Annotated in this window: 12 protein-coding genes; 7 read left to right on the top strand and 5 right to left on the bottom strand. The window is 69.8% G+C overall.

Translation table 11 applies throughout. From position 1 onward, the window contains the following. Positions 1 to 3 precede the first annotated feature (3 nt). Together NG1_RS38830 and NG1_RS15690 are read right to left on the bottom strand one after the other, a co-directional pair. Complete coding sequence (locus NG1_RS38830; RefSeq protein WP_084498950.1) at positions 4 to 2,007, bottom strand: serine/threonine-protein kinase; 2,004 nt, start codon at positions 2,005 to 2,007, stop codon at positions 4 to 6. Between the two features lie 246 nt (positions 2,008 to 2,253). Continuing rightward, the gene (locus tag NG1_RS15690) at positions 2,254 to 3,507 is read right to left on the bottom strand and encodes a PucR family transcriptional regulator (protein WP_062971454.1); all 1,254 of its coding nucleotides are present in this window, start codon (positions 3,505 to 3,507) and stop codon (positions 2,254 to 2,256) included. 125 nt (positions 3,508 to 3,632) lie between these two features. Between NG1_RS15690 and pruA the strand changes: the two genes are divergently transcribed. From pruA to NG1_RS15720, 6 genes are all read left to right on the top strand, one after another. Continuing rightward, positions 3,633 to 5,270 (top strand): L-glutamate gamma-semialdehyde dehydrogenase, encoded by a 1,638-nt coding sequence (gene pruA, locus NG1_RS15695; RefSeq protein WP_062971456.1) that lies wholly within the window; start codon positions 3,633 to 3,635, stop codon positions 5,268 to 5,270. Further along, positions 5,270 to 6,229 carry a proline dehydrogenase family protein gene (locus NG1_RS15700; RefSeq protein WP_040866329.1) on the top strand — a complete coding sequence of 320 codons (960 nt, stop codon included), beginning with the start codon at positions 5,270 to 5,272 and terminating at the stop codon, positions 6,227 to 6,229. Before pruA ends, NG1_RS15700 begins: the two co-directional genes overlap by 1 nt. A gap of 91 nt (positions 6,230 to 6,320) precedes the next feature. Beyond that, complete coding sequence (locus NG1_RS15705) at positions 6,321 to 7,766, top strand: amino acid permease (protein WP_062971458.1); 1,446 nt, start codon at positions 6,321 to 6,323, stop codon at positions 7,764 to 7,766. A 127-nt stretch (positions 7,767 to 7,893) separates the two neighbouring features. Next, positions 7,894 to 9,303, top strand: a complete 1,410-nt coding sequence (locus tag NG1_RS15710; protein ID WP_062971460.1) for an amidase — start codon at positions 7,894 to 7,896, stop codon at positions 9,301 to 9,303. Between the two features lie 58 nt (positions 9,304 to 9,361). Beyond that, positions 9,362 to 10,003, top strand: coding sequence for a GntR family transcriptional regulator (locus NG1_RS15715; protein WP_062971462.1), 642 nt, complete (start codon positions 9,362 to 9,364; stop codon positions 10,001 to 10,003). Beyond that, a complete protein-coding gene (locus NG1_RS15720; RefSeq protein ID WP_062971464.1) occupies positions 10,003 to 11,286 on the top strand; it encodes an MFS transporter in 1,284 nt (427 codons plus the stop codon). The genes NG1_RS15715 and NG1_RS15720 overlap by 1 nt, the downstream gene beginning before the upstream one ends. Here NG1_RS15720 and NG1_RS15725 read toward each other — a convergent pair. Together NG1_RS15725 and NG1_RS15730 are read right to left on the bottom strand one after the other, a co-directional pair. Then, complete coding sequence (locus tag NG1_RS15725; protein ID WP_040866404.1) at positions 11,243 to 11,674, bottom strand: nitroreductase family deazaflavin-dependent oxidoreductase; 432 nt, start codon at positions 11,672 to 11,674, stop codon at positions 11,243 to 11,245. The two genes, NG1_RS15720 and NG1_RS15725, sit on opposite strands and share 44 nt — an antisense overlap. A gap of 92 nt (positions 11,675 to 11,766) precedes the next feature. Then, a complete protein-coding gene (locus NG1_RS15730) occupies positions 11,767 to 12,174 on the bottom strand; it encodes a TIGR03668 family PPOX class F420-dependent oxidoreductase (protein WP_062971517.1) in 408 nt (135 codons plus the stop codon). Between the two features lie 128 nt (positions 12,175 to 12,302). On the opposite strand from NG1_RS15730, the gene NG1_RS15735 reads away from it, so the two are divergent. Continuing rightward, positions 12,303 to 12,767 (top strand): hypothetical protein, encoded by a 465-nt coding sequence (locus NG1_RS15735; protein WP_157114069.1) that lies wholly within the window; start codon positions 12,303 to 12,305, stop codon positions 12,765 to 12,767. Between the two features lie 92 nt (positions 12,768 to 12,859). Here the strand turns inward: NG1_RS15735 and NG1_RS36725 are convergent, their stop codons facing one another. Continuing rightward, positions 12,860 to 13,075, bottom strand: a complete 216-nt coding sequence (locus tag NG1_RS36725) for a hypothetical protein (RefSeq protein WP_157114070.1) — start codon at positions 13,073 to 13,075, stop codon at positions 12,860 to 12,862. Positions 13,076 to 13,554 lie beyond the last annotated feature (479 nt).

Consider the following 13,554-nt stretch of genomic DNA (forward strand, 5'->3'; position numbering starts at 1 on the left):
GCGCTAGACGAAGTACCGGTGGAACCATGCCGTCAAATCGGCTTCGCTCTTCGGTCCCTGGTCGGGGTGATCGGCGCGCAGCGCGCAGAAATGCCCGGCGATGCCGAACTTCTGGTGGATCAGGAACAGGCAGCTCGGGCCGAGCGCGGGATCGGTGTTCGGATAGCAGAAGAAACGGCCGAGGACGTTGCCGTTCTGCCGCCAGACGTCGTCGCCCATGTCGCCGCGACCGCACACATGTCCCGAGAACTGCCCGCGATTCGCCTCGTACAGGTACATCGCGGACTCCTGGTCGGGGAACCCGTAGAACTCCGCGGACGGGAATCCGATCTTGGTACCGCAGGCCAGCACCGCGTCCACCGGACCGGGCGGCGGGTCGGAGTGGCGGCAGTTGGCCGGGCCGAAATCACCGGCCAGATGGTTGAGCACCGCCCGATCGGCCTGCGTGAAGTAGTCCGGATCGCGGGCGAGATCGGCGGTGCGGAACGAGAAACCGTTGCGCGCGGCCACATAGTCGCGGTACTGCTGCTCGGCAGGCTCCCAGATGTACACCGCGGCCGCCAGCGCCCGCTCGTCCGTGACCAGCAGCGCGGGCCGTGGCGCGGTGGGATCGTCCACCTTGCTCAGGAAACACGACTTGCGGCCGACTTCCGCGCCGTCGCGCAGCATCGGTCCGTCCGTCCCCGGCGGGTCGCCGGGGCCATTGCGTCCTTGCAGGCCCGCCAGCAATGCCGAGGTGTAACCGCGCAATTGGTCGACGTTGCGGAATCGCAGGAATCGCGCCGCGGGATCGCTCGCGGCCGGATTCGCGGTGCAGAAGACGACGGCGGCGGTGGGCGGGTCGGGGTCTTCGTGCACGCAGTTGGCGCGTTTGTAGCCCGACGGGCCGACCAGCGACAGCAATTCGACGTCCGGGCCGTTCGGAGCGCTCGCGTCGGGAACGGCGGTGCCGGTGTTCGGCCGGGTCGCCTCCCAGCCGAAGAAGCCGAGGGTGGCGGCGAGCAGAACGACGCACAGCAGGGCGAGCACGCGCAGTACGCCGCGGCGGCGTGGTCGCTCGCCGTTGTCGCCGCCCGGCTCCGGTGGCACGGCCGTCGCGCTCGACCGGTCCGGTGGTGGACCCGCATCGGTCACCGCGTCACCCGCCGCGGAAGTCGCCTGCGTGGGAGCTTCCGCCACCGCCGCCTGCGCGGCCGCCCCGAGTTCACCCGCCGTGCCGTACCTCGCCTGCGGGTCCTTGGCCATCCCGCGCGCGACCACCGCGTCCAGCTGGGCGGGCAGTCCCGGACGGCACGAGTGCGGCCGCGGCGGCGGTTCGAACAGGTGCGCCGAGATGATCTGCGCGTCGGTGTCCTTCGGGTACGGCCGTGAACCGGTCAGGCACTCGTAGAGCACGCAGGTCAGGGCATAGATGTCGGCGGCGGGGGTGACCACGCGGGAGTGGAACCGCTCCGGCGCCATGTAGTGGAACGATCCGATCGCCGAGCCGTCGCTGGTGAGGCTCTCCCCGGTGGCCGACTGGGCGATCCCGAAGTCCACCAGGTAGGCGAAGCCATCCGGGGTGAGCAGGATGTTGTCCGGCTTGATGTCCCGGTGCACCAAGCCGTCGGCGTGCGCGGCGTCCAGCGCCGCGGCGACCTGCCGGACGATCGCGACCGCCCGCTCCGGATCCAGCGGCGCCCGCTCGGTCAGCAGCGCGCGCAGGCTGTCGCCGCCGACCAGGCGCATGTCGATGTAGAGCCTGCCGTCGATCTCGCCGTAGTCGTGGATCGGGATGATGTGCGGTTCCTGCAACCGCGCCGCGACGTGCGATTCGCGCCGGAACCGTTCCCGGAACACCGGGTCGTCGTGCAGACGCTCGGGCAGCACCTTCAGGGCGATGGTGCGGTCCTTGACGGTGTCGTAGGCCTCGAACACTTCCCCCATGCCGCCACGACCGATCAGGCGATCCAGGCGATACGGCCCGAACCGCGAACCCACCTCGAGCGTCTGACGTGGCGTCGTCATCTCGTCCTCCGTGACGGGGACCCGGAGGGTGTCCGTCACGATCCGAGCCGGACGCCTCCCCGGGGCCGTGACCCGGGTTCCCGCGCTCAACTGTAGGCCGCGCGGACCCCTTCGGCAGGCGTATCGCGCAGCGGGCCGGTCAGCCGCCGGTTCGCCTTCCGGGACGCGTCTACGCAGGTCCGAAGCGCGGCCGGGCACCGCGCAGGTACCCGTTCGGCGAGCGTGACCGGGGCAGGGCCACCGCCGTCAACTCCGGGCCTCGGGCGGGCCAGGGCGGCGATGCAAGGCGAGTTGGATCTGCAACAGCAGCCGGTCGGCCGGGTCGTCGAGGTTCATGCCGAGAATGTCCTCGACCCGGCGAAGCCGGTAGCGCAGCGTGTTCGGATGCACGCGCAGTGCCGCGGCGGCGTCGCGCACGTCGCCGTGTTCGCGCAGATAGGTCTCGACACTGTCGCGCAGGCTCGCGGAATGCTTGCGGTCGTATTCCAACAGCGCGCGCAGTCGCGGATCCTGCAGTTCCGTCCGCGCACCGACGAGATCGAGGGTCTCGCCGAGCAGCACCGCGGTCCGCGCCTCGGCGAGGGTGGTCACCCGGCTTCCCGGCGATGCCGCGAACGTGCGGTCCAGGACCCGATCGACCTCCGCGCGCGCGTCGGCCACCCGGCCGAGATCGGGGACCGGACAGGCGATCGCGGCCCGCAGCGAGAGCGCGCGCTTGGTTTCGAGCTGCTCGATCAACTGCCGTGTCCAAGCCGTCACCGCCTGCGCGGAACGGTAGCCGGGCAGCAGTACGTAGACGCGGTCACCGATCGTGGTGGTCACCGAGTCACCGCGGAAAGAGCTGGCGCGCAGGCGCAGAACGCCGCCCACCGCACCCGGCTCGGCGCCCGTCGCCCGCTCCCCCGCCATGAGCGCGAACCCGATCACCGCCGCAGGGCCGGTGGTCGGCAGGTGCAGCGCGTTCACCACGGCCGCGGCGTCGATCACGGGCCCGCTCGCACCGAACAGCCGCCGGATCAGCAGCGCCTCGGTGGTGGGTGCGTCGAGCCTGCGGGAGATCAGGCGTCCCGCGATGGCCGCCGCGCCGCGCAGGATCTCGGCCGCGTCCGGCTTGAACGGCCGGCCGCCCTCTTGCAGCCAGATCGCGCCGAGCACCCGAGCACCGCCCGTGTGCGCGTCCGTGGGACGGCGGATGCCGATCACCAATCGGCGCTTGATGTTCAGCTCGTCGTGCGCGGGCACGTCGACGACCTCGTCGGTGTCGCGCAGACGATCGAACACCCCCCAGCGCCGCAGCAGGGTCAGATACTCCCGCGGCCCCTCGCGGCCGAGGATCGATCGCACCCGCAATTCGTCGGCGTTCTCGTCGGATGCCGAGTACGCGAGCACATGTGACCGCGGGTCCTCGATCGACACCATTCCGCCGGCGTTGTCCGCGATCATCTGCGCCAGCGCGAAGAGGTCGATATCCCCGGCGACCTGATCACCTTCCCCGGCCACGTTCCCGCCCTTCGACCAACTCGACAACGAACTTGCCCCATCTTTGTCTGGTTGGCTCATTCTTCGGGCAGTTTTCCGGTGTTGACTTCCCATTATCGGAAATTCACCTGATAGTAGGAGGTCTCATGGATGCCGTCGTGTCCCCGCCCCCGCCGGTCAACGAGCCGGTGGGCAGCTTCGCGCCGGGCACGGCGGAACGCGAGCGCCTACGGGTGAAGCTGGCCGAACTCGCCGCGACCCCGACCGAGGTCGCCCACGTCATCGGCGGTGCGCACCGCCGGGGTTCGGGTGAGCGCGTCACGGTGGTGCAGCCGCACCGGCACGCCGCCGTCCTCGGCACACTCACCACGGCCGGACCGGGCGAGGTCCGCGACGCCATCGCGGCGGCCGGCGCGGCGGCGCCGGGCTGGCGCGGGCTGCCCTTCGCCGAGCGCGCCGCGATCTTCCTGCGCGCGGCCGACCTACTGGCCGGACCGTGGCGCGAAACCATCTCCGCCGCAACGATGTTGGGTCAGTCCAAGACGGCCTACCAGGCCGAGATCGACACCCCCTGCGAATTGGTCGACTTCTGGCGGTTCAACGTGCACTTCGCGAGCCGGATCCTGGCGGACCAGCCGATCTCGGCGCCGGGGGTGTGGAATCGGGTGGACTACCGGCCGCTCGAGGGCTTCGTCTACGCGATCACGCCGTTCAACTTCTCCGCCATCGCGGGCAACCTGCCCACCGCGCCCGCGCTGATGGGCAACACCGTGGTGTGGAAGCCCGCCGTCACCCAATCGGTGGCCGCGTACTGGACGATGCGGCTGCTGGAGGCGGCGGGACTGCCGCCCGGCGTGATCAATATGGTGCACGGCGCGGGACCCGAGGTGTCGGAGGTGGCGCTGGCCGATCACCGGCTCGCGGGCATCCACTTCACCGGGTCCACCGCGACCTTCCGGCACCTCTGGCGCACCGTGGCGGCGAATCTCGACCGCTACGACTCCTATCCGCGCCTGGTCGGCGAGACCGGCGGCAAGGACTTCGTGGTGGCGCACAGCTCCGCCGATCCCGAGGTGCTGAGCACGGCCCTGATCCGCGGCGCGTTCGACTACCAAGGCCAGAAGTGCTCGGCCGCCTCACGCGCTTTTCTCCCGCGATCGCTGTGGGACCGGATGGGCCGCGAGTTCATCGACCGGGTGGCCGCGCTCAGCTACGGCGACGTCACCGACTTCGGCCACTTCGGCGGAGCGCTCATCGATCGGCGCGCCTTCGTCCGGAACACCGACGCCCTGGCGCGCGCCAAGGCGACCCCCGGCCTGACCATCGCGACGGGCGGCCACGCCGACGACAGCGTCGGCTACTTCGTCGAGCCGACCGTCCTGCTCGGCGACGACCCGGCCGACGAGGCGTTCCGCACCGAGTACTTCGGCCCGATCCTGGCCGTGCACGTCTACGACGATTCGGTCCGCGGATCGTTCGAGTCCACGCTCGACCGGATCGATCGCGGCTCGCCCTACGGCTTGACCGGCGCGATCATCGCCCGGGATCGCGCGGCGATCGGCACCGCGCTGGACCGGTTGCGCTTCGCGGCGGGCAACTTCTACATCAACGACAAACCCACCGGCGCGGTCGTCGGCCAGCAGCCGTTCGGCGGGTCGCGCGCGTCCGGCACCAACGACAAGGCAGGCTCGGCACAGAACCTGCTGCGCTGGACCTCCGCTCGCACGATCAAGGAAACCTTCGTCCCCGCGACCGACCACCGCTACCCGCACCAGGAGTTGTGATGGCCTTCTCCGGACTGCTGCGGCCCGCCGTGCTGGCGGCCTCCCGTTCCCCGCGCGTCGAGCGCGCGATCACCCGCATGCCTGCCACCAAGAAGATGGTCGACCGTTTCGTCGCGGGCGAGACCGAGCGCGACGCGGTCGCCGTGTCCTCGGCGCTGCTCGGCTCGGGCCGGTTCGTGAGCGTCGACTACCTCGGCGAGGACACCACCGATCTCGACCGCGCCCGCGGAACCGTCGCGCACTACCTGCGGCTGCTGTCGGCGCTGGCCGACCTGCGGGCCGTGGACGAGGCGCCGGTGCCCCGGCTGGAGGTATCGCTCAAGCTCTCCGCGCTCGGCCAGCGGCTTCCGCAGAACGGATACGCCATCGCGCGCGAGCACGCCTACGAGATCTGCACGGCGGCGAAGGCGGCCGGGGTCTGGGTGACCGTGGACGCCGAAGACCACACCACCACCGAATCGACGCTGGCGATCGTGCGCGAGCTGCGGCTGGACTTCCCCTGGCTCGGCACGGTCTTGCAGGCCTATCTCAAACGCACCGAGGAGGACTGCCGGACCTTCGCCGGTCCGGGCGCGCGGATCCGGTTGTGCAAGGGCGCCTATCGCGAACCCGCGGCGGTGGCCTACCAGAGCCGCTCCGCGGTGGACGAGTCCTACCTGCGTTGCCTGCGGATCCTGATGGAGGGCAAGGGCTATCCGATGGTGGCCACGCACGACCCGGCGCTGATCGGCGCGGCGCTGGGCCACGTGCGCGAAAGCGGCCGGAAATCCGGCGATTTCGAGTTCCAGATGCTGCACGGCATCCGCGACGCCGAACAGCGACGCCTGGTCGGAGCGGGCCATTCGCTGCGTGTCTACGTGCCCTACGGCGACCAGTGGTACGGCTATTTCATGCGCAGGTTGGCCGAGCGCCCGGCCAACATCGCCTTCTTCTTGCGTTCCTTCGGCCGCGACCGCTGAGCGGGAGAGCGAACTTTATTTTCTTCCGCCGACCGATCCCACCTCCCTGTGGTCGTATTGAGGTGAGCACGCAGTGGACGAAAGGACCGATATGTCCCTCGCGCGGTTACGCACCCAGATGACCCGCCGGAAGCCGCTCGGCGCGGTCGAGGACGAAGGCGCTCCCGCGGACGAACAGCTGTCACGGTCGCTGGGCCTGTGGCAGCTCACCGCGATCGGTGTCGGCGGCATCATCGGCGCGGGCATCTTCACCTTGGCGGGCGCGGTCGCGCACTCGGTCACCGGGCCTTCGGTGTTGATCTCGTTCCTCATCGCGGGTGTGGCGAGCGCCGCCGCCGCGCTGTGCTACGCCGAATTCGCCGGGATGGTGCCCAAAGCCGGATCCGCCTACACCTACGGATACGTGTCGCTCGGCGAGATCGCGGGCTGGTTCATCGGCTGGGACCTGCTGCTGGAATACGTCGCGGTCGCGGCGGTGGTGGCCATCGGCGTGTCCGGGTACTTCAAATTCCTGCTTGAGCAGGTCGACATCACGCTGCCGGATTGGATGATGGGCGCCGCGGGCACCGGCGACGGCCATGTCGTCGACGTGTTCGCGATGCTTTTCTGCCTCGGCACCGCCTGGCTGCTCTCGCGCGGCATCCGCAGCGTCGGCCGGTTCGAGACCGTCGCCGTCGGCATCAAGGTAGCCCTCGTCGTGCTGATCATCGTGCTCGGCGTGTTCCACATCGACAGCTCGAATTACACCCCCTACTTCCCGTTCGGCACCGGCGCGGTGTGGACGGGCGCGGCCACCGTGTTCTTCGCCGTGTTCGGCTACGACGCGATGAGCACCGCCGCCGAGGAGTCCACCGACGGCAAGAAGCACCTGCCGAAGGCGATCATCTATTCGCTGGCCATCGCCATGGCGCTCTACGTGCTGGCCACCCTGGTGCTGACCGGCATGCAGAAATACACCGAGATCAGTCCGACCAGCGGATTCTCCACCGCCTTCGAGTCGGTCGGGCAACCGGGCGTCGCGAACATCATCGCGGTCGGCGCCATCGTCGGCATCGTCACCGTGGTGCTCACCTTCATGCTCGGAGTCACCCGGGTCTGGTTCGCCATGAGCCGCGACGGGCTGTTGCCGGAGTGGTTCGCCAAGACTCATCCGGTCCGGAAGGTGCCCACCCGGGTGACCTGGATCGTCGGCATCGGATCGGCGCTGATGGCCGGGTTGCTGGACATCACCGTGGTCGCCGAACTGACCAATATCGGCATCCTGATGGCGTTCATCGTGGTGTCCGTCGCCGTGATCGTGCTGCGGCGCACCCGCCCCGACGAGCCGCGCGAGTTCCGCCTGCCGTTCATGCCGGTCGTGCCGCTGATCGGCATCGGGTTCTCGGTGTACCTGATCTGGTCGCTGCCCTGGGAGACCTGGGCGCGTTTCGTGATCTGGCTCGTGGTCGGCCTGATCGTCTACTTCAGCTACTCACGCAACCACGCCGAACTCGAGCGCACCCGCCCCGCCGCGGTGGAAGGTCCGGCGACCTCCTGACACGCCCATGGAACCGAACCGGCCCACCAGGCGATATCCATTGCAGAATGGTCGTTCGACTGCATGAGTCGGGAATATCGGCATCGGCGACGGCCGCGCGGCGCGAGCCCGGAAGGAGCGGTAGCGGATGGATCTCCAGGAGGTCGTCTCGTCGGGGGTGCTCGAACAGCGCGAACTGCTGGCGCAGCGCGCGCTCACCGCGGAACAGTTGGTCGAGGCGACGCTCGACGGCATCGATGCCGCCGCCGACCTCGGCGCCTTCACCCACGTCCTGCGGGACGAGGCCAGGGCCGAGGCCGTCGAGCGGGATCGCGAGCGCGCCGCGGGCGCCACGGTCGGCCCCTTGCACGGGGTGCCGGTCGCGGTGAAGGACGAATTCGACGTCGCGGGCGTGGTGACCACCTTCGGCACCAGAGCCAACTCCACGCCCGCCGTTGCCGACGCCGAAGCGGTGCGCAGGCTGCGAGCGGCCGGGGCGATCATCGTCGGCAAGACCGCGATGCCGGAATTCGGGCAGTGGCCGTTCACCGAGTCCAGCACCTTCGGCGTGGTCCACAACCCGTGGGACCCGCGCCGCTCGGCCGGGGGTTCGAGCGGCGGGTCCGCCGCCGCGGTGGCGGCCGGTCTGGTGCCGGTCGCGCTCGGCGGCGACGGCGGCGGTTCGATCCGGATCCCTGCGGCGTGCTGCGGATTGTTCGGCCTCAAACCGCAACGCGGGCGCGTGCCGATCGCCCCGAACGAGCATCTGTGGTGGGCGCTGGGGGTCGCCGGGCCGCTGACCCGAGGTGTGCTGGACTCCGCCGTCGTCTACGACGTCATCCGCGGCAGCAGCCCCACCGACCGATTCCGGGCGCCGGATCCGGCGACCTCGTTCGAGGCGGCGGCACGCGGACCGGTCCGGCCGTTGCGCATCGGCTACAGCACGAAATCACCCATCCCTCTGGTCAAACTCGATCCACAGCATGTCCGCGCCGTCCGCGACACCGCGAAGCTGCTCGCCGAGCTGGGCCATACCGTAATGGAGATCGACCCCGCTTACCCGGATTCCACGCACGCCTTCTACCCGCAGTTCTTCGGCGGCGTGCGCGCCGAATTGCCGGAGGTGGATCACCCGGAACTGCTCGAACACCGCACCAGGCAGACCCTCACGCTCGGCGCCTGGGCGCGCAGGCCGGTCGTCGAATGGGCGATCCGGCGCGGCGAGGCGGTGACGCGCAAGGCCGATCGCATTTTCACCGAGTGCGATCTGCTGTTGACGCCCACCATCGCGATCCGCCCACCCCTGCTCGGTGTGCTCGACGGGGCGAACACGGTGCGCGCTCAGCTCGCCTCCGTTCCGATGGTCGCCTACACCGCCATCTGGAACGTCACCGGACACCCCGCCGCCTCCGTACCCGCCGGTGTCGGCGACGACGGGCTTCCCTTGTCGGTTCAGCTGGTCGGCCCCACCAACGGCGAGACGACGATCCTGCCGATCGCCGCGCAACTCGAGCAGGCGCGCCCGCATCCGCGTCCGGCGCTCCGATCTGCCGGATAACAGACCCCGATTCACCCGGCGCCTCGTAGCCGGAGCACGGCCGCGTAGGATACAACTTGTGTCTAAGACGTATTCATCGGCTGAGCAGGCCTATCGCGCCGTGAAGGAGCGAATCCTCTCCGGCGCGCTGGCCGGGGGTGAGCTGATCAGCGAGGGCGAGATCGCCGCCGATCTGGGCACCTCCCGCACGCCGGTGCGCGAGGCGTTCCTGCGGCTGGAGACCGAGGGCTGGATGAAGCTCTACCCCAAGCGCGGCGCGCTCGTGGTGCCGATCCCGCCCGACGAGGCCGAGCATGTGGCGCATGCCAGGTACGTGGTGGAGACCGCGGCGGTCCGCAGCGCGACCGCGAACGACACCGGCATGCTGATCGAGGCGTTGCGTTCCTCGATCGAACGGCAGCGCGACCTGGCCGCCGCGGGCGACCTCGACGGATTCGCCGTGGCGGACACCGACTTCCACCGCACCTACGTCCTGGCCGGTGGCAATCCGCTGCTGTCGGGGTTCTACGACTCGCTGCGCGAGCGCCAGCGCCGGATGAACAGCGTCGCCCTGCGCCGCGGCCCGGTCGACATCACCCGGATCATCGAGCAGCACGCGCGGCTGGCCGATCTGGTCGCCGCAGCGGACGTCGACGGGTTCGCCGACGCGCTGGTCGAGCATCTGTCCGGCGTGCACCAACTGCAACTCCGCGGCCGGTGATGGCCACACTCACCGGCACAGCGCCCCGCGCATCGGTCGTTGTCTCCGGACGGTGGCGCGGCGTCGCGGCCGCGATGTTCGCGATCGCCTGGGGCGGAAACGAATTCACGCCGCTGCTGGTGATGTACAAGAACAACGGCCTGGCGGCCACGACCGTCGATCTGCTGCTGTTCTACTACGTGCTCGGCATCGTGCCCGCGCTGCTGATCGGCGGTCCGCTGTCGGATCGCCACGGCCGCCGCGCCCTGCTACGGCCCGCGCCACTGATCGCCGCGACCGGATCGCTGCTGCTCGCGTTCGGGTCGGGGTCGGTACCGGTGCTGTCGGCGGCGCGGGTGCTGTGCGGCGTCGCGCTCGGGCTGGCGATGGCGGTCGGGGGCAGCTGGCTCAAAGAGCTGGCGCAACCGCCGCACGGTCCGCGGCTGTCCGCGGGCACCGGCGCGCGCCGCTCCGCGATGAGCCTCACCGGCGGCTTCGCCGTGGGCGCTTGCTGCGCCGGCGTGCTCGCGCAATGGGCGCCGTGGCCGAACTCCCTGGCGTACCTGATCAACGTGGGCCTGTGCCTGATCGCCGCCGTGTGGGTCAGGCGTGCGCCGGAAACCGTCCCGTACCGCCGCGATCCGCGTCGGCTCCGTGATGACCTGCGGATTCCCGCGGCCGGGCACCGCCGCTTCCGCATGGTGGCGATTCCGGTCGCCTTGTGGCTGTTCACTTCCGGCGCGACCGCGTACGCGGTACTGCCCGCGCTGATGGCACCGCAAGTCGGCGCGGCGCCGATCGCGTTCTCCGCCGTGCTGTGTGTCATCACGCTGGGCTGCGGATTCGCGATCCAGTCCGTCGCGCGGCGGATCGACCGGACCGGCACCGCGCGGGCGGCCGTGGTGGCGCTGGGCTCGGTCACGGTCGGGATGATCCTCGCGGCGGCGGCTTCCGACCTGCTGACCCTGTGGGCGACTCTGGCCGCCGCCGTGGCGCTCGGGGCCGGCTATGGCATCGGTCTGGTGGCCGGGCTCCAAGAGATCGAGCGCATCGCCCGCCCCGGCGATCTCGCCGGGCTGACCGCGGTGTTCTATTCGGCCAGCTACCTCGGTTTCGGCACTCCGGCACTGCTGTCGTTCCTGCACGACGCCTATGGCCTCGGCTATCCGGCGATGCTCGGCACGGGCGCGCTGGCGGCGGCCGGATGTCTCGGCCTGTTGCTGCGCGACTACCGGGATCGACCGTCACCCGGCGGCGGGCTCATCCCTTCGGTGTCAGCAGGACCAGCGGAATCTCGCGCGTAGTCTTCGTCTGATAGTCGGCGTAGTTCTTCGCCGCGGAGGTGACGCGGGGCCACAGCGCGGCCCGTTCCTCGGCCGTGGCCACCCGAGCCGTCATGGGCACCTTCGGACCGCTGCGCACCGATACGACGACGTCCGGATTGTCGCGCAAGTTCAAGAACCACGCCGGGTGCACGGGGTCGCCGCCACGGGAGGCCACGACGACGTAGGTGTCGCCGTCGACGACCGGGGCCGTGAGCATCACCGCGTGCGGCCGACCGGATTTGCGGCCGGTAGTGGTGAGTTCGAGCGACGGCATGCCGCCGAACTCGTTGCCCAGCTTCCCGAAACTGACCTTCAGCAGGGCGCGATGCACTGTATTCATGGTCTTCAGCGCGAAATTCGGGGGCATGCGATCCTCACGATCGGCTCGACATTCGGTCCGGCTCACCACCTCTCAGCGGGAGGCGTGAATCGGACTTTACCCGAACCGGCGCCGCCCACTCAGCGCGCGGACCATCCCGACCAGCGCGCCACATCGATGGCGATCACCGGCCCCGGGGGCGGCTGTCGTTCGTACTGGGGATAGCGCGCGGTCAATCGGCGGATCGCCGCTTCCGCCTCGGCGCCCTCCGCGATGCGGGCGTCTCCGTCGGCGCGGGCCCACCACAGCTGGGTCCAGTCGTCACCGTAGCGGTCGACGAGCACGGTGACCGCCGGGTTCGCCGCGATATTCGCCAGCCTGCGCAGCGCGGTGGTCGTCTTCGGCTTCGCGTCCACACTGGTGTAGATCACCTCGCCCGCCACGACGAACACGATGGGCACCAAATGCGGGCGCGCCCGCGCCGAAATGGTCGCCAACCGCGCGACCGGACTGATCGCGAATCGTTTGCGCGCCTCCTCGGAACTCAGTCGCACACCCATCTCCTCGAGGCCGTATTCCCCGTAAATCGGGGATCGAGTCTGTTCCCTCCCCTATGCAACCGGACATTTGCCGTGAAATCACGGGGATCGACTGCTCCCACGCTACGGTCGAGTGAATGTTTGACCCGTCAAGAGGCAAATGTCCCCAGAAGGTGGAGGCGGTCGTGGACATCGATATCACTGCCCGGCTGAACCTAGCGTTCGAGATGTGGGAGCGCGCGCACGGACGCCCGCTCGCCGACGATACGGTCGAGATGTGGGTGACGGCAGCCGGGTACGACCTGGAGCCAGGTTACCTCGCGAGCGTCCGGCGCGGACAGCTCACCACGCTGCCCGAGCAGGCTCGCGCCGGGCTGGCCCATGTGTTCGGGCTCGACCCCAACTACTTCGTCTTCGACCCCGGGCCCGATCGGGACGACGACGCCGAAGTGATCGCGCACCTGGACAATTCGGCCCTGCGCCGCCTCGGGCAGGCCGTGAACGGCGTGTCGCTGCGCACACTGCTGTACCTGGAGTCCGTCGCCGAAGTACTGCGCGAGGCCGACGGCCTGCCTCCGTGCGAGCAAACCGCACAACTCTGATCTGAACGACAGCGGCTCGGTTTCGGCCCCCGGCTCGGCAAACCCGGCGGGCCGGCCACACCGCAGATTCCTCGGCGCACTCGCGCCGTACGCTACTCGCCGATGCGGCCGCCGTGCGCGCCGATGATCTGATTTTCCGATATCACGTCGGTATTACGGCTGCCCGCACGAGCGCGGGCCGCCGTCGGTGAATTCCAGGCAAACGAGAATTCGACAATTCCGCACCGGCCGCACTGCCGCAAGGCGCTTTTCTCCCGTCGCCAGCGCAATCCGAGCATCGGCACGGCAGCGCGAATTTCCGCTCTCACCGCGTGCCTCCCGGAATCCATCCGAGTGGCGCCGCACCGCCCCTGCCGCTATGCTCGGGCCGCGAAGTTTCGAAAATGCTTGTCGGTCTGCGTATTTGGGGGATGGGGCACGCAGAAGGGGGCAACGATGCCATTTCCCGGCGGTGAGCGCGAGTGCGGAAGTACTGAACTTGTCAGAGTTGTTGAATGCGGCGGCGAATGAGTCCGGCGAAGACCCTGTTCGCCGACCGAAACCGCCGTACGCGACATTGTCGGCCTGTGTTGTCGCGTCCGCGGCCGTCGTCGCGGCGGCGGTGTACTGCGCACCCGTCGAATTCCGGATTTCACTCGCCGCGGGTGCCACCGCCGCGGCTGTCGCCCTGTGCGCCGCCGTGACGGCGGCGGTCCACTTCCGCGGGGAAGCCCGGCACGCCAGGCGGGATGCCCGCCGCGCCCGCGACGGGCGCGCGCTCGCCGACACGGGCGCGCAAGCCGAGGTC

It is taken from the genome of Nocardia gamkensis NBRC 108242 (assembly GCF_001612985.1).
Lineage (GTDB): Bacteria > Actinomycetota > Actinomycetes > Mycobacteriales > Mycobacteriaceae > Nocardia > Nocardia gamkensis.

Excerpts from the sequence above, each read along its gene's own strand:
- NG1_RS15720 (WP_062971464.1), top strand. The coding sequence starts at position 10,003 with ATGGCCACACTCACCGGCACAGCGCCCCGCGCATCGGTCGTTGTCTCC.
- NG1_RS15705 (WP_062971458.1), top strand. The coding sequence starts at position 6,321 with ATGTCCCTCGCGCGGTTACGCACCCAGATGACCCGCCGGAAGCCGCTC.
- NG1_RS15700 (WP_040866329.1), top strand. The coding sequence starts at position 5,270 with ATGGCCTTCTCCGGACTGCTGCGGCCCGCCGTGCTGGCGGCCTCCCGT.
- pruA (WP_062971456.1), top strand. The coding sequence starts at position 3,633 with ATGGATGCCGTCGTGTCCCCGCCCCCGCCGGTCAACGAGCCGGTGGGC.
- NG1_RS15710 (WP_062971460.1), top strand. The coding sequence starts at position 7,894 with ATGGATCTCCAGGAGGTCGTCTCGTCGGGGGTGCTCGAACAGCGCGAA.
- NG1_RS15735 (WP_157114069.1), top strand. The coding sequence starts at position 12,303 with ATGTTTGACCCGTCAAGAGGCAAATGTCCCCAGAAGGTGGAGGCGGTC.
- NG1_RS15725 (WP_040866404.1), bottom strand. The coding sequence starts at position 11,674 with ATGCCCCCGAATTTCGCGCTGAAGACCATGAATACAGTGCATCGCGCC.
- NG1_RS38830 (WP_084498950.1), bottom strand. The coding sequence starts at position 2,007 with ATGACGACGCCACGTCAGACGCTCGAGGTGGGTTCGCGGTTCGGGCCG.